This is a genomic window from Chryseobacterium oryctis, from assembly GCF_025971925.1.
Taxonomy (GTDB): Bacteria; Bacteroidota; Bacteroidia; order Flavobacteriales; family Weeksellaceae; genus Chryseobacterium; species Chryseobacterium oryctis.
The window spans coordinates 383,974-399,889 of the sequence record NZ_JAPDHV010000002.1 but is presented as its reverse complement, the minus strand read 5'-3'; the positions used below and the strand labels follow the sequence as shown (position 1 = coordinate 399,889).

Sequence of the window (15,916 nt, the reverse complement as noted above, 5' to 3'; positions counted from 1 at the left end):
TTCTAAAATTTATTTTTAAAATCATTAAACGGAACTTCATAAAAGCATCTTTTTCCATCCGGTAAAAACTCAGGAAAGCCAAGAGTTGTAAAATCCTTGATAAGTTGTTCAGCATCAACTTTATAAATAAAATCAAAACGAGATTTTGATTGCATTTTATTCCATTGATTCTGATAATATTGCATAAATTCTTCCTCCGTTTTATACTCCAAAATCTCAAAAAGACTTTCCAGAAACTTCATCACCTGAGTTTCTTTCATTCCTTCCGGAACAGCGTCTATTCTTAATACGTTTTCGTGAGCTGTGGTCATTTCAAATCCCAAAGCCGGAAGATATTTTTTGAAAGATTTAAACTTCGTCTTTTCAATCTCATTCATATGATATTCGAGAGAAAAAAGAAGTGAATGACTGTTTGTTTTTGATTTTTTTGAACTCTTATTATTTTCCGAAACAACCAATCTATGCATTCTTCCCAAATCCAACATTAACGTTCTGTCTCCTTTATTAAAAAGCCAATATCCATTAGGCAGCCTCATCAAATCTTCATCGAAATCCTCTTCCTCAAACAAATTAATTTTTGAAGGTTCTGCAGAAATATTCTGATGATACATCTCTGCAAGGTTTTGGATTTCAACCTGTTTTACTTCTCTTTCTTCCAAAAACGGATTATAATCTTTATCTACAATGATTTCAGGCATTTTTATAGAACCTCCTCCACTATTTCCTTTACTAGGAAATGTTTTTTGCATGATTTCATCCAATTGAGGATCTCTTTCAAAATCTAAACTTGGTGCTACATTGTAAATTCCTAGCGCTCTCTTAATCGTGGAACGAAGCAAAGCAAAAATAAGATGCTCATCTTCAAACTTTACTTCCGTTTTCTGAGGATGGATATTAACATCTATTTTTTCAGGATCAAGGTTTAAAAAAAGGAAAAATGTAGGGATATACCCTGGCAAAAGCAATCCCTCAAACGCCTCTTGAACTGCTTTATTAAAATATGGACTTTTAAAATACCTTCCATTAACAAAAAGAAACTGCTCTCCTCTCGTTTTTTTTGCTCCTTCTGGCTTTGCAACAAACCCGTGAAGCTGACACCAAATAATATCTTCTTTAATAGGAATTAATTGTGGTTGTAGTTTTCTCCCGAAAATATCCACAATACGCTGCATCTGACTGCCTTTTCTTAGTTTAAAAACAGCTTCGTCATCGTGAAATAAAGAAAATTCTAAATGTTCATGAGCTAATGCAACGCGCTGAAATTCATCAATTACATGTCTGAATTCGATATTATTATTTTTAAGGAATTTTCGTCTTGCCGGAACATTGTAGAAAAGGTTTTTTACTAAAAAATTAGATCCATCCGCTGTTTGTACAGGATCCTGAAACTGAAAAACACCTCCTTCAATATAAATATTTGTACCTATTGCAGCATCTTTCTGTTTTGTTCTCAACTCAACCTGGGAAACAGCAGCAATGGAAGCCAACGCTTCACCTCGGAAACCCTTTGTTGCAATTTTAAAAATATCCTCCGTTCCTCTTATTTTAGATGTTGCATGTCTTTCAAACGCCATTCTTGCATCCGTTTCAGACATTCCTTTCCCATCATCAACAACCTGAATAAGATTTTTCCCGGCATCTCTTACAATCAACTCTATTTTTGTCGCATCTGCATCAATGGCATTCTCCAAAAGCTCCTTTACAATAGATGCAGGTCTCTGCACCACTTCTCCTGCCGCGATTTGGTTAGCTACGTGATCCGGTAAAAGCTGAATAATATCTGACATAAACTCTCTATCAACTTACAAAAATAAGTAAACCAAATAAGAATAAAAATACTAAAACTCTGAATTAAAATTAAATTATCAACATATTAACAATCCCACACCCCATTTACCGCAAGAAATTTTTATATAAATGTATAATTATTAGAAAAAAAAAGAGAACAAATATTAATGTAATTATAGAATATTAGATGAAATCAAACTGACCAAAAAACAAAAAACCCTCTGTTAACCGAAGTTACAGAGGATCTAGAGTACCCCAGGCGGGACTTGAACCCGCACGCCAAAAGAGGCACAGGATTTTAAGTCCTGCGTGTCTACCAGTTCCACCACCAGGGCATGGAGTGGAGCGAAAAACGGGATTCGAACCCGCGACCCCAACCTTGGCAAGGTTGTGCTCTACCAGCTGAGCTATTTTCGCAAAACGTGTGCGGATGAAGGGACTCGAACCCCCACGCCTCTCGGCACCAGATCCTAAGTCTGGCGTGGCTACCAATTACACCACATCCGCGTTGTCTAATTTGAAAACTTATTTTTAAAGAACTTGTTTCGTTTTTCCGTTTTCAGTGGTGCAAAGATAGGATATTTTCTTTTTCCTCCAAACTTTTTCAAAGAAAAAAAATAAAATTTTGCATTTTTTTTTACTTACCCCTTTTATTACATTTCATTTTCTTACTTTTACACGGTTAATAATTATGTTATGGAATTACAAGGAACGGTAAAGAAACTTTTTGATACTCAAACATTTGCAAGCGGTTTCCAAAAAAGAGAAATGGTTATTTTGACGCAAGAGCAATATCCACAACCAATCAACATAGAATTTTTGTCTGATAAAATAAGTTTGCTAGATAATCTTACAGAAGGAGAAAATGTAAAGGTGGGAATCAATATTAGAGGAAGAGAATGGGTATCGCCTCAAGGAGAGACTAAATATTTCAACTCTATTACGGGTTGGAGAGTGGAAAAAGTTTTTGATAATGCTTCAGAGCCAACTCAAGCTGCTCCATCACAGTCTGCATCTCCTGTATCAAACGAGAATCCTTTCGCTGGAGACGATGATGACGATTTGCCTTTTTAATTAAAGAATATATCCAATAATAAATCCTGCTTTTATTTAAGTAGGATTTTTTTTCACTAAAATGATTCGATTAGACGAAAACGAAATATCATTCCCCGATCCTGCATTATATGATGGACATGAAGGAATTGTTGCTTTTGGTGGCGATTTATCCATTGAAAGACTATGGTTTGCCTATCAATTAGGTATTTTTCCTTGGCACAATCCTGACGAAGAGATTCTTTGGTGGTGTCCCGACCCTAGATTTGTTTTATATCCTAATGAATTGAAGGTGTCAAAATCGATGAGAAAAATCCTAAATAGAAATATTTTCACTTTTACTGAAAATAAAAACTTTAGAGAAGTTATAAAAAACTGTCAGGAAGTAAAAAGAAAAGGACAGTCCGGAACCTGGCTTTCTGATAAGCTTATGGACTCTTTTATCAAGCTGCATGAATACGGCCTGGCAAAAAGCGTTGAAGTATGGCAAAATGATGAGTTGGTAGGAGGTTTTTACGGATTACAGGTAGGAAATGTCTTTTGTGGAGAAAGTATGTTTGCGAAGGTAAGTAATGCATCAAAAGCAGGGTTTATTCATTTTGTAGAAACCCACAAGAATGATTTGGAACTAATTGACTGCCAATCTCACACAGAACATTTAGAAAGTCTTGGAGCAAGAATGATTCCTAAAAAAGAATTTTTAAAAATTTTACACAAAAGCAATGAACGCAGATAAAGAAAAATGGATATTACTCATTGTATTAAGTATTATCTGGGGCTCTTCATTTATTTTAATTAAAAAATCTTTAAACCATTTCAATCCTTATCAGGTTGGTGCTTTAAGAGTTTTAATTGCCGGAATTATTCTAATGCCAATTGCCATTTCAAAATATAAATTATTTCCGAAGAGATACCTAAAATGGCTTATTTTAGCCGCTCTTACAGGAAATTTTATTCCTATGTTCTTATTTCCGATTGCTGAGACCAAAGTAAGTAGCAGTATTGCAGGAATTATTAACTCAATGATGCCTATTTTTGTAATTATTGTGGGCTCATTGTTATGGAAATTTGAAACAACAAAACGACAGATTACGGGAACTTTAATTAGTTTCACTGGGGTTTGTTTGTTAGCTTTTGGAGGAAACAGCGAGGAAGGAAGTTTTAAATTGATTCCCATTTTATTATTATTACTGGCAACTTTGTGTTATGCTGTAAGCACAACAACCGTAAAGTCAAAATTAATGGAAATTTCTTCCACCGTATTATCAGCTTTTGTTTTTTCTTTTGTTTTATTTCTACCTTCAATAATCGCTTTATTATCAACAGGTTTTTTCTCTACATTCCGTTTTGACAAAAATAATTTGACCGGATTAATGTTTGTCAGTTTATTATCAATTTTTGGAACAGGACTGGCTATGATGATGAATTACCGGTTATTAAAAGTTTCCTCTCCTCTTTTTGCATCAACTGTAACCCTCTTAATGCCAATTGTTGCTATTATTTGGGGTATTTTAGATGGTGAAAAACTAAGCATTTTACAATTTGTAGGTACAGGAATTATTATCGCCGGATTAATCTTTTTAAGAAAAAAGCCAACCTTAAAAAAAAATAAAAATATATTATAAATTCACATATCTTTGAGCACTCATAATTAGCTTACATATACATATGAAAAAAATTATTTTATCCGGGTCTATTTCCCTACTTATTTTATCTTGTAGTTCAGACAACAATACAGTTACTGATAATACAGATCCTACACAGCAAAATGTTATTCTTCCTGTAAAGATGAGCATTGATGGAGAAACCATGAAAATCAACTATGACGGAACCAAAATTACTAACCTGATAAGTACAAGTAATTCCGGGAACAAACTTGTTTTCGAATATAACGGAGATTTGATATCTAGCATTAAATTCTATGAAGGAAATGTGTTGCAAACGGCTCAGGAATACACCTATAATTCAAACAATCTTTTAGCAAAAGCTGTAAATAAAGAGTATGCAAGTAATGGAATTACTATACAATATTCTACTACAAACACATATACTCATATAAATTCGAATAGCATTACTGTGAAAAGAGAAATGTATTCTCCTACCCCTCAGCCTGTAATGAATACTACATATACTTACAACAACGGAAATATTGTAGGATCTACAGGAAGTGGCTCTTTAACTTATAATGGAGTAACTACAAATTATAATGAATCATCAACTTATACATTCACTGATAAAAATTATCCTTTCAAAAATGTAAAAGGTTTTGATAAACTTGTACATACTGATGACAGAGGAGACGGATTATCTTTCTTATTTTCTAATATAAAGAATAATATTAGTTCTTACAAATCAACAACTTCATGGACATCACCTTCTGGAACAGGAACCTCTTTTTCATCATATAAATATACAACAACCTTCAATACTGCCGGCTATCCAATTTATGAATCTAGAAATTCTTTAGATGCTAATGGAAATCCCGACATGTCTCAACCAGAAATTCATACTTACGAGTACAATCACTAATAAAAGAAAATCCTGCAGTGATGCAGGATTTTTTCTATTTGAAATTAATTTTTCTTTTTCACTTTAGCTTTAGCCTTTTTAACCTCATCTTTAATATAAGGATACTTCTTCTGCATATCTGAAGCTAAAGAAGGATCTAAATCCAATGCCTTTTGAAGCGATTCAAGTCCTTTTCCCTGTTCTTTCAAATTAAAATAGCAGTTACTAAGCTGGTAAAATAATTCTGCTCTGTGATGAGCTTTCACTGCTTTATTTAAAACAGTAACAGCCTCTTCATATTCACCCAAAAGCATTAAAACTTCAGTATAAGCATACCAGTTATAAAATCTTGTTGGTTCTGCTTCTACTAGTTTTTTCAGGCAAGAAAGGCTTTCTTCAAACTTTCCGGAATCAATGAACAAAAATGCCAGCCTTTTTTGATAGTCAAGGTTATTTTCATTTAAATGAGTTGCTTCTCTTGCAAAATGCAACGCTTCCGTCATTCCCCCCATTTCCTCGTAAATATAAGACTGCTCCATCATTGCCAGATAAAACTGAGGATCTTCTCTCAAAGATTTCTGGAAAGCATTCAAAGCTATAATTGGTTGTTTTAATGTTTTATAACACAATCCTATTTTATAAAAAGTAAATGCTTTTGTATATTCTAGCTCCAGCATTTCTTCATAAACTTCAACCGCTTTTTTGTATTGACCTAAAGCTTCATAACAAGCTGCTTTATTTGCATAAACTCCCACAGAATTGGAATTAATTGCCAATAAATAGTCATATCCTTTTATTGCTTCTTCATAGTTTTTTCTGTTGAAGTAAAACTGTCCGTATTCGAACCAAGCAACCTCAGAATAAGCAAATTCATCTAAATATTCATTAAGAAAAGCAATGGCTTCTTCACTTTTATTTAAATCTGAAAAGCAAACCATACAATTTTCTAAAGCATAATCGTCAGTAGGATCTTCTTTTAGAGCTTTTCTGTAATGTTTAAGTGCATTAAACGGATCTCCAAGATTTACATATTCATCAGCAATAAAATTGTGAAGGAAGTTTTCTTCCTCTTTCAATTCCAAAGCCTTTTTACAAATTTCTATAGATTTTCTGGGATTTCCTAAACTTGAATAATACTTCGCATAGCAAACCAAAAAGTCTGTACTTTCCATTGATGAACCTTTCAATTCATCTATAAGTTCTTTTGCTGTATTAAAATCTTCCCATTCCAAAAGAATCTCAAGCCTTTTAATCTTGATATCCAATGAATTAGGATGAAGCTTTAGACCATAATTAACCGCAGTATCGGCATAATTAAAATCTCCCAGCTCCAGATAATAAACAATAATGTCTTCCAACTCTTCTGTATCGAAGTAGAATTCATCATTATTTTCCATCATTTCTTCGAACTTTTTTACAAGTTCATTTCCAAAATATTCTTCCAATATAAACCGTTTTAAGATTTAAGACCTGAGATATGAGATATACAAATACTCGTTTCTGAAAATCTTAATATAAAGTTAGTAATTTTTAAATTTCAAAATGATGAAATAGACGTTAATTTTTTTAAATCAAACTATTGATTTTAGCTATCATTTCATCACCTAATTTGTCGGCTTCTTCCTGAGATTTAGCCTCTGTATAAATTCTGATAATCGGTTCTGTATTAGATTTTCTAAGGTGGACCCAATTGTTTTCAAAATCTATTTTTACTCCATCTACTGTAGAAACCTCTTCATTTTGATATTCTTTTTCCATTTTAGTTAAAAGAGTATCTACATCGATTTCGGGAGTCAATTCTATTTTCTTTTTACCCATAAAATAGCTTGGATAACCTGCTCTTAATTCAGAAACAGTTTTGTTTTCTTTTGCCAAATGAGTTAAAAATAATGCTACCCCTACCAAAGAATCTCTTCCGTAATGCAAATCAGGATATATAATACCTCCGTTTCCTTCTCCACCAATTACTGCATTTTTCTCTTTCATTAAAGTAACCACATTTACTTCTCCTACAGCACTTGCAAAATATTCTGAATTGTGAGTTTGAGCAACATCTCTCAATGCTCGACTTGAAGAAAGATTTGAAATAGCTACTCCATTCTTATTTTTCAATAAATAATCAGCAACGGCAACCAAAGTATATTCTTCCCCGAACATTTCGCCTTTTTCATCAATTAACGCTAATCTGTCAACATCAGGGTCTACAACTACTCCAAAATCTGCACCTTCTTTTTTCACCAATTCGCAAATATCTCCTAAATGCTCCTTCAACGGCTCCGGATTGTGTGGAAAATGACCTGTCGGTTCACAATATAATTTTACTGTTTCACAACCTAATTTATCTAGTAACATTGGAATTGCAATACCTCCTGTAGAATTTACAGCATCCAAAACCACTTTGAATTTCTTAGATTTAATTGCTTCTGCATCTACCATTGGTAAATCTAGAATCTGCTGAATATGAATATCAAAAGCATCGTCTCTTGTTTCATATTTTCCTAAATTATCAACCTCAGCATAGTTAAAGTTTTCACTTTCAGCCAAAATCAAAACTTCTGCTCCGTTTTCTCCACTGATAAATTCTCCTTTATCATTTAATAATTTAAGAGCGTTCCACTGTTTTGGATTATGAGAAGCTGTAAGAATAATACCTCCATCAGCTTTAAGCTCAGGAACCATTATTTCAACAGTTGGAGTTGTAGAAAGCCCTAAATCAATCACGTTGATTCCAAGCCCTTGTAAAGTAGCTGTAACCAATGAGGAAACCATTTGACCAGAGATTCTGGCATCTCTTCCTATTACCAGCGTTAAATCTTTTCTATTTTTATTATTCTGAAGCCAAGTCCCGAATGCGGAAGCAAATTTTACTACATCAAGCGGAGTCAAATTATCATTTACTTTTCCACCAATAGTTCCTCTGATTCCTGAAATGCTTTTTATTAATGACATTCTAAGTGTTTTATAATTTTACTTTTTTTCTATTTAATTAAAATTAAGCAAAATTAGATATTATTTACCACATCACGTCAGAAAGTTATGAACATCCGCAATCTTTATCACAGTTTGTTCTTTTGGAACTGAATCTCTTTGGTGCAAAGTTTCTCCTGAGTACTTTAAATAAAGAGAAACAGGCAAATGCAACAATAATAAAGATAATTATGTACTGTACAATTAATGAAAAATCCATTATTTTAAAATCTGATAAACTATCATCGACACAAAATATGCCAAACCTGTCATCATAACAACCTGAAAAACTGTCCATTTCCAGCTTTTGGTTTCTCTGTAGACTACTGCAAGTGTAGAAACACACTGCATTGCAAATGCGTAAAATAAAAGTACTGAAATACCCGTCGCAAAACTGAAGACTTTTTCGCCATTTGGTTTCACATCTCTACGCATTTTATCAATTACTTTCACTTCAGGAGCATCATCTTCCAAACTGTACAATGTTGACATCGTACCTACAAAAACTTCTCTAGCTACGAAACTCGTAAGAATACCAACTCCCATTTTCCAATCATAACCAAGAGGTTCTATCATTGGTTCAATTGATTTTCCCATTTTTGCTAAATAAGAATGGTCTAACTCTACATCTGTTGCAACAAGCTGATTAGGTTCCTGTTTTGGACCAAAATAACTTAAAAACCAGATAATAATACTTACAATGAAGATAATTTTACCCGCTCCTGTAATGAATTCCCAAACCTTACCTAAAACCATTTTGAAATCGTATCCGAAAAGTGGTTTTTTATAAGTAGGTAAATCCATTACCAAATAAGTTTTTCCTTTATTTTTAATGAATTTATTAAGGATTGCTGCCGAAAATAAAGCAACTAAAAACCCTAATAAATACATCCCCATTAATACCAAGGCTTTATATTTTACTCCTAAAAATGTTCCGTCTGAAATAATTAAACCAATAATGATACTATAAACAGGTAACCTCGCTGAACACGTCATAAAAGGAGTTACCAAAATGGTTAGCAATCTTTCCTTTACATTTTCAATATTTCTTGTTGATATTACAGCAGGAATAGCACACGCCGTTCCTGAAACTAATGGAACAATACTTTTCCCGTTCAAGCCGAAAGGTCTTAAAAGTCTATCCATAAGGAAAACAACTCTCGCCATATATCCTGAGTCTTCCAGTAGATAAAGGAAATACAATAGAATTCCAATTTGAGGAGCAAAGACCACAATACCTCCAATTCCCGGAACAATTCCGTTTGAAACCAATGAATTGATAGGTCCTTCCGGTAAATGTTCTGTCGTAAAAGCAGATAACCAAGAGAAGAAATCTTCAATCCAAGTCATTGGATATTCAGCCAAAAAGAAAACACTCTGGAAAATGATTAACAAAATCATCATAAAAATCACATATCCCCAGAATTTATGAACTAAAATTTTGTCTAGCTTTTCCGTTAATAATTCTTTGAATTGAGCTTTTTTCGATATAACGTTTGATAAAACCTTATCAATATTCTGATATCGCCTTACGGTTTCTTGAACCTGTAATCTTTTAGGAACCAAACTTTTTGAATCTGGATCATTCATTTGCTCGGCAACAGATTCTATTCTTCCTAAATCTGTTCCGAAAGAAAGACTCATCCAAGCTTTATATTCATTCTCAAACCCTTTTTGAGAGGCTATTTTCTGAATAAATTCTTTATGTTCACTTGGAGTTTCAAATGATGGATTGTCTTTTTTTACAAATTGATTATTTAAAATTGCTTCTTTTATTTCTTCAATACCAATTTGCTCTTTTGCATTGGTTTTAATAATTTTAATACCTAAAGCCTCTGAAAGTTTTTGAGTAGCAATAGAAATACCTCTCTTTTCTGCCTGATCAATTTGATTAACCACTAAAATTGTTGGAATTCCCAAATCCTGAATCTGCTGAAACAAAAGAAGTCCTCTTTTTAAACTTAGCGCTTCAAGAATGTAGATAACTCCTGCATAGTTTTTTTGTTCGTCGATAAGAAATTTAGAAAAAATAGCTTCGTCTTCCGAACTTGGATAAACACTATAAGAACCTGGTAAATCTACCACCTCAACATCTTCATTCTTAAAGGTATAATTCCCTGAATGACTTGCAACGGTAACCCCTGCATAGTTGCCGGTTTTTTGTTTTTTATTACAAAGAGCATTAAAAACCGTTGATTTTCCTACATTCGGATTCCCTACTAAAAGTACCTTTTTTTTCTTATTGTTCTGCATTAATTCAATTCTTCAACAATGATAAAATCCCCTTCCTCTTCACGAAGAGCGATACGGCTTTTTTCTTCACCAAATTCAACATACATTGGACCATTAAACGGAGCCTGGTACAAAATTCGGAAAACAGTTTCTGGCAAAAGCCCCATTTCAATGATTTTATTGGGCATTTTAAGATGATCATTATCATATCTCAAAATCTTTCCCATTTTGTTTTTAGGAAATCCGCTCAACTTATGTAAATCTTTTACTTTCAAAGCCTACTTTTTTGTCATGCAAATATACGTTATTTAAATTTAATCTAAATAACTGTGTTACACAAAAAAAATCAACCCAAACATAATAATATGTTTGGGTTGATTTGCAATATAATTTAGTTGACATGAAATTATTTTTTCTTTTTATCCGAAGGTTGAGATTGTACCTCTTTTTCGATTGGATTATCAATAGCACTATAAAAGTCTTTGTATTGTTTTTCTTGTTTCTTCATCATATCCCCAATCGTTCCATCCATCCCGGGAATCGTTTTAGATAACATTTCTTGCGTCATCATAGGTCTTACTGATGCAAAAGGATCTTTTTTGTAATCATTAAATGTTTTTTCAAACTTTTCACGAGATAATTCATTTACTTTTCCTCCTTTAGCATGCATCAGATTTTCTATATAAGAATATTCTGTATAATCATTAACTTTCTTATTTCCTTGTAAAACCCAAGAATAATTTTTCTCTTCATCTTCAATTTTAACAATCAGCCCTGGAAGCCCTGAAAATTTATAGGGTCCGTCCTGAAAAGGAATATCTGTGCTAAACCAAGCTGTCCATTTTCTACCTCCAAATTCCGTTGTTGCTTTTTGAGTATTATAAGCTCCAATTTTTTCTTTATCTGCTAAAATTTTCCAATTAAATTTAATCTCTTCATTGTAACCAATATTACTAGGAGTGAATCCGTTGGCAATTTTATCCACATATTGTACTTTCATACTTGGATAAAATTTATAGATTCTTGCAGACATTTTAGGCTGTCTTATTGATTTTGAAAGGTCTTTCATTGTGCCTGCTTTTTGCATTGCTTCAATTTCCACTTTCATGATAGAATCCTGAACAATGACAGTATAATCTTGATAAACCGATCTGTTTTTATCTGTTATATCAAGAATTGTATGCACTTTATCAATTTTTGTAGAGTCTTTTTTAGGTTTAAAAGTCAACTCATAAATAAAACGATTCGCGGTTTCTTTTGATTCATTTTCCTGCGCGCTTACAAAAGCAACAATAGCTATAAAAAATACTGAAAAAAGTTTTTTCATTGTAATAATCTTTATTAATTAGTTTATCCTTCTTATTTTTTGTTACAGATTTTTTCAACTTTATTATTTCATATTTTATAACATCACCGCTTAAATAAAAAACCAACCTCGGTGAGATTGGTTTTTATTTTTATTTAAAATTGAATTTTACCGTAAACATTACTTGGCTCGGGCGAAGCTGCATTTTTGTTTGTGTAATTGTAGCATCTCCTACATTTATTCTCTCGAAAACTTTTTTATCTGCAATGTTCATCCATTTTAGTTCAAAATCAATTTTCTTTTTAGACCAAGTAAATTGATAGGAAACATCAAAAAACCCATTGTTTAATTTGGTTTGTCCTAGATTTGAGTTAATTTGATCCCAATAAAATCCTAATGTATGATTTTCTATAGGATAGAAGAATACATTTAAGTTATGAGTATATCCTTCTGTTTTACCAAGATCATTTTGAATAATGCCATTGGATTGCTTATTCCATGACTTTGTCATATTAAAATCTATACTCATCCAAGAGAAATAGGTGTTATTAAATTTAAACCCTAGAGAATTTCCTTTATTTGAAGTATTAATATCCTGATTATTTCTTCTTGATTGAGATTTTGAATTGGTATCACTGAACGTTAATGATGCATTGGTCTTAAATTTAGGAAAATACTTACCAATTTCTGCATAATAACTGTTACTTGTTCTTTTATTTTCACTTTCTATGTATTCAATTACACTAAATCCTAATTCGTTAACAGCACTAGATGCTAATAGATTATTTTTTGTATCACTTAAATTATATCCAACATTAAAGAAAAGATTATTCAAAGGATTTCTATACTCTAATCTTGCCCCCGCACTTTTTGAATTGGTTTCAGGAATAGGATTTTTAGGATTCATCACATTAAATCCTCCCGGATTTGTCAAAATATATCCGGCATATGCCGTTTGTATATCACCAAAAGTATTGCTAATATTTCCATTTATACTTGCTTTAAAAAATGAAGCAAAGGAATATTGTGCAAAAACATTTGGAGTAAAAGTAACTTTATTTAATGATTTAGAAACCCCTCTTAAATCATCTTCTGCTTTAATATTATTGAAATTAACCGGAAAATTAGCAAACAAATTCCAAGAATCAGATTTATAATTAACCCCTAATGATGCAGTTGGTTTAAATCTTGTAAATTTTAAGTTATTTTCATAAGAAAAACTACTAAAGTCTGGGAAATTGCTTGTTGTAAAGCCATCAAAATTGGTTGTTAATTTATCTGTTGAGAAATCCAATCCAACTTGAGGAGTGAAAGTCCATCCTTTTGTTGAAAAGCTTACATTAGCAGAATGAGATGTTTCTAAACTTTTAATCCTAAAGTTTTGTATTGCCTTACTACCTGAAATAAATTCGATCGTTGTAAAATCTCCTGTAACTGGATCTTTATATGGAAACTGTAAATAGTCTGCCGGGAAAATTTCTAGCGTTTGTTTATCATCCTGATAACTAATGAATGACCTGAAATTTACCATTTTTTCTTTCCAAGGAATAATAGTACTTAAAGAGTTTTGGAAAGATGAAGTTGGTGATTCTACAGATTGATTTCCAGATCTTCCTGCTCTATCTGCAAAACCTCTATCTGCATTCCAGAATTGACTAAAGCTTGTTGTATTTTTGAAAAATCCTTTTTTAGCGTTTTTAGTAAAAATCAACTCTCCTTTTAGTTTATCAGTATAAAAATTATTTAAAAAATTCATGTTATACTGAGTTCCTTGCTGGATATCAGTTACAACACTATTAGATTCTCTTTCTACTGCATTATTAGTGTAATTAGCATTTGCTTTAAACTCCCATTCTTTTTTACTATCAATATTTGTAAGATAGTTGGCTGACAGAAAATGAACATTATTCATTAAATATCTTTTCACAGGTAAGTTGGGCGTACTTGCTGTTTCAATATTGAGCCAGTTATTTTGAGACATACTTGATCTTCTCCCCTCCCACATATTCATACTTCCCAATATATTTCCTTCATTTTCTACCTGCTCTCCCATGTTATTGGTTTTATAATTAACCACCCACTGGCTTTTCTGTCCGAAAAACATAGGCGTTAATTTTACATTCCATAATAAAGGACTTCCTCCAATACCTACTTCTCCTCTACCTGTCATTGTAACAGAGTTTTTCAACTTAATATTAATAGCAGCTTGATCTGAAGGTACTTTATCCTGAAGAATTTTTACCGGCTGATGATTTTCAAGAACTTCAACTTTTTGTACGGCATCTTTTGGAAGCGAGTTATTGATGGTTCCATAACCTCCTTCCATAAGGTCTTTTCCGTTTACATAAAATTTATTGATGGCATTACCCTGATACAGAATACTCCCGTCTGCATTTACTTCAATTCCCGGAATTTTTTTCATCACATCGGCAAGCGTTCTGTCACTTTTACTGTCAAAAGCTTTAAGATCATAAGCAATCGTATCTCCTCTTGAGGTTATTAATTTAGTTTTTATCTTAACCTCTTTGATTTCAGTAGCTTCAGACTGCATTTTAAAACTTAATGTCTGATCACTATTGCTTATTTGTTTCGTTAGTGGCTTTTGATTGAATGCTTTTATTTTTAAATCCACATTAGGTTCAGAAGAAGTGAAGGTTACCTTATATTCTCCTTTTGAATTGGTAATTCCGTAAGCTAAAATAGCATCCTTTCCTGGCTCTTCTACCGTCACACTTGCACTAGGAATTGCAACTCCGTCCTCATCAGTCACTTTCCCTGAAACTGTCTTTTGCGCAAAAATCACAACAGAGAAAAGCATCATTAGAACCAAATAAATTTTCTTTATCATAATAGTATATTATTTAAGTAATTAGTCATTACGTATGAATATTTGTTACACTTATTAAAGATTCAATTCTATTTAAAAAGTTAAACTTAAATTTATAACTACAAAAATAGTGATATTATTTTAAAAACATATTTCTGCTAATTTTTTTTAAATCAAAATCATATTTTTTAGTAATTTTATTTTTGCTTTTATCTGTTCTATATATTTAAAATCATGATTTGAATCATAGATTAAAAAAAACTTAATCTTAATATCATTAAGTAATTATTTAATAATTTTGTAACATAAAATTTATAAAATGGGAATTATTTTAAAGCCTATAGATGTTGTTGATGATATTACTCAAGAAGAATTTATAGAAAAATATTTAAAACCTAGAAAGCCCGTTGTCATCAAAAACATGGCTAGAAAATGGCCCGCTTATCAGAAATGGACAATGGAATACATGAAGGAAGTTGTTGGAGATATTGAAGTTCCACTTTATGATAGTTCTAAAGCCGATCCTTCGGCTCCTATAAATGCTTCTGCTTCTAAAATGAAATTCGGAGACTATATAGATCTTATTCAAAGAGAGCCGACCGATCTTAGAATTTTCCTTTTTGACCCTATAAAATTTGCTCCTAAATTATTAGAAGATTATATTTCGCCAAAAGAATTAATGGGTGGATTTTTAGATAAATATCCAAACATGTTCTTCGGAGGAAAAGGTTCTGTAACCTTCCTTCACTTCGATATCGATATGGCTCATATTTTCCACACCCATTTTAACGGAAGAAAACATATTCTTCTTTTCGATTATAAATGGAAAGAAAGATTATATCAAATTCCTTATGCAACGTATGCTTTAGAAGATTATGATATTGAAAATCCAGATTTCACAAAATTCCCTGCATTAGATGGTGTAGAAGGTATCGAATGCTTCCTTGAGCACGGAGACACTTTATTTATGCCTACAGGATGGTGGCACTGGATGAAGTACCTTGACGGAAGTTTCTCTATTTCTTTGAGAGCTTGGGACAAATCTTGGGCAGTAAAAGCACATTCTTTATGGAACCTTACCGTTCAACGTAAATTTGATGACATAATGAAGAAGAATTTCAAGAAGAAATATATGGATTGGAAAGAAAAAATCGCCATCAAACGAGCTGAAATTGCTTTAAAAAGAGGTTTACCAAAATAAAAAGAAAGACGTTTCTCCATTGAAACGTCTTTTG

General features: G+C 32.3%; 12 protein-coding genes and 3 tRNA genes. 5 read left to right on the top strand and 10 right to left on the bottom strand.

The annotated features are described in order from the left end of the window. Window positions 1-2: 2 nt before the first annotated feature. The 4 genes from mutL to OH806_RS05615 form a co-directional block, all read right to left on the bottom strand. Window positions 3-1,787 carry a DNA mismatch repair endonuclease MutL gene (mutL, locus tag OH806_RS05630; protein ID WP_264742692.1) on the bottom strand — a complete coding sequence of 595 codons (1,785 nt, stop codon included), beginning with the start codon at window positions 1,785-1,787 and terminating at the stop codon, window positions 3-5. A 252-nt stretch (window positions 1,788-2,039) separates the two neighbouring features. Next, a tRNA-Leu gene (locus OH806_RS05625) sits at window positions 2,040-2,123 on the bottom strand. Between the two features lie 6 nt (window positions 2,124-2,129). Further along, window positions 2,130-2,205, bottom strand: a tRNA-Gly gene (locus OH806_RS05620). Between the two features lie 8 nt (window positions 2,206-2,213). Further along, a tRNA-Leu gene (locus tag OH806_RS05615) sits at window positions 2,214-2,295 on the bottom strand. Between the two features lie 189 nt (window positions 2,296-2,484). On the opposite strand from OH806_RS05615, the gene OH806_RS05610 reads away from it, so the two are divergent. The 4 genes from OH806_RS05610 (at window position 2,485) to OH806_RS05595 (ending at window position 5,370) form a co-directional block, all read left to right on the top strand. Continuing rightward, complete coding sequence (locus tag OH806_RS05610; RefSeq protein WP_264742691.1) at window positions 2,485-2,862, top strand: DUF3127 domain-containing protein; 378 nt, start codon at window positions 2,485-2,487, stop codon at window positions 2,860-2,862. A 61-nt stretch (window positions 2,863-2,923) separates the two neighbouring features. After that, window positions 2,924-3,577 carry a leucyl/phenylalanyl-tRNA--protein transferase gene (gene aat, locus OH806_RS05605; protein ID WP_264742690.1) on the top strand — a complete coding sequence of 218 codons (654 nt, stop codon included), beginning with the start codon at window positions 2,924-2,926 and terminating at the stop codon, window positions 3,575-3,577. Continuing rightward, entirely contained in the window at window positions 3,564-4,466 is a 903-nt protein-coding gene (locus OH806_RS05600) for a DMT family transporter (protein ID WP_264742689.1), read from the top strand. The genes aat and OH806_RS05600 overlap by 14 nt, the downstream gene beginning before the upstream one ends. A gap of 43 nt (window positions 4,467-4,509) precedes the next feature. Further along, the gene (locus OH806_RS05595) at window positions 4,510-5,370 is read left to right on the top strand and encodes a hypothetical protein (RefSeq protein WP_264742688.1); all 861 of its coding nucleotides are present in this window, start codon (window positions 4,510-4,512) and stop codon (window positions 5,368-5,370) included. Window positions 5,371-5,414: 44 nt separating this feature from the next. Here the strand turns inward: OH806_RS05595 and OH806_RS05590 are convergent, their stop codons facing one another. The 6 genes from OH806_RS05590 to OH806_RS05565 form a co-directional block, all read right to left on the bottom strand. Further along, window positions 5,415-6,794, bottom strand: a complete 1,380-nt coding sequence (locus OH806_RS05590; protein WP_264742687.1) for a tetratricopeptide repeat protein — start codon at window positions 6,792-6,794, stop codon at window positions 5,415-5,417. A 121-nt stretch (window positions 6,795-6,915) separates the two neighbouring features. Then, the gene (glmM, locus tag OH806_RS05585) at window positions 6,916-8,298 is read right to left on the bottom strand and encodes a phosphoglucosamine mutase (protein WP_264742686.1); all 1,383 of its coding nucleotides are present in this window, start codon (window positions 8,296-8,298) and stop codon (window positions 6,916-6,918) included. 237 nt (window positions 8,299-8,535) lie between these two features. Continuing rightward, window positions 8,536-10,569 (bottom strand): ferrous iron transport protein B, encoded by a 2,034-nt coding sequence (gene feoB, locus OH806_RS05580; protein WP_264742685.1) that lies wholly within the window; start codon window positions 10,567-10,569, stop codon window positions 8,536-8,538. Next, entirely contained in the window at window positions 10,569-10,823 is a 255-nt protein-coding gene (locus OH806_RS05575) for a FeoA family protein (RefSeq protein WP_264742684.1), read from the bottom strand. Before OH806_RS05575 ends, feoB begins: the two co-directional genes overlap by 1 nt. Before the next feature lie 131 nt (window positions 10,824-10,954). Then, window positions 10,955-11,875, bottom strand: a complete 921-nt coding sequence (locus OH806_RS05570) for a GLPGLI family protein (RefSeq protein ID WP_264742683.1) — start codon at window positions 11,873-11,875, stop codon at window positions 10,955-10,957. Between the two features lie 130 nt (window positions 11,876-12,005). Next, the gene (locus OH806_RS05565; RefSeq protein ID WP_264742682.1) at window positions 12,006-14,702 is read right to left on the bottom strand and encodes a carboxypeptidase-like regulatory domain-containing protein; all 2,697 of its coding nucleotides are present in this window, start codon (window positions 14,700-14,702) and stop codon (window positions 12,006-12,008) included. Between the two features lie 298 nt (window positions 14,703-15,000). Between OH806_RS05565 and OH806_RS05560 the strand changes: the two genes are divergently transcribed. Continuing rightward, complete coding sequence (locus tag OH806_RS05560; RefSeq protein ID WP_264742681.1) at window positions 15,001-15,882, top strand: cupin-like domain-containing protein; 882 nt, start codon at window positions 15,001-15,003, stop codon at window positions 15,880-15,882. Window positions 15,883-15,916 lie beyond the last annotated feature (34 nt).

Coding starts and splice junctions, on each gene's coding strand:
- aat (WP_264742690.1), top strand. CDS start 2,924: ATGATTCGATTAGACGAAAACGAAATATCATTCCCCGATCCTGCATTA.
- OH806_RS05560 (WP_264742681.1), top strand. CDS start 15,001: ATGGGAATTATTTTAAAGCCTATAGATGTTGTTGATGATATTACTCAA.
- OH806_RS05600 (WP_264742689.1), top strand. CDS start 3,564: ATGAACGCAGATAAAGAAAAATGGATATTACTCATTGTATTAAGTATT.
- glmM (WP_264742686.1), bottom strand. CDS start 8,298: ATGTCATTAATAAAAAGCATTTCAGGAATCAGAGGAACTATTGGTGGA.
- OH806_RS05610 (WP_264742691.1), top strand. CDS start 2,485: ATGGAATTACAAGGAACGGTAAAGAAACTTTTTGATACTCAAACATTT.
- OH806_RS05595 (WP_264742688.1), top strand. CDS start 4,510: ATGAAAAAAATTATTTTATCCGGGTCTATTTCCCTACTTATTTTATCT.
- OH806_RS05565 (WP_264742682.1), bottom strand. CDS start 14,702: ATGATAAAGAAAATTTATTTGGTTCTAATGATGCTTTTCTCTGTTGTG.
- feoB (WP_264742685.1), bottom strand. CDS start 10,569: ATGCAGAACAATAAGAAAAAAAAGGTACTTTTAGTAGGGAATCCGAAT.
- OH806_RS05570 (WP_264742683.1), bottom strand. CDS start 11,875: ATGAAAAAACTTTTTTCAGTATTTTTTATAGCTATTGTTGCTTTTGTA.
- mutL (WP_264742692.1), bottom strand. CDS start 1,787: ATGTCAGATATTATTCAGCTTTTACCGGATCACGTAGCTAACCAAATC.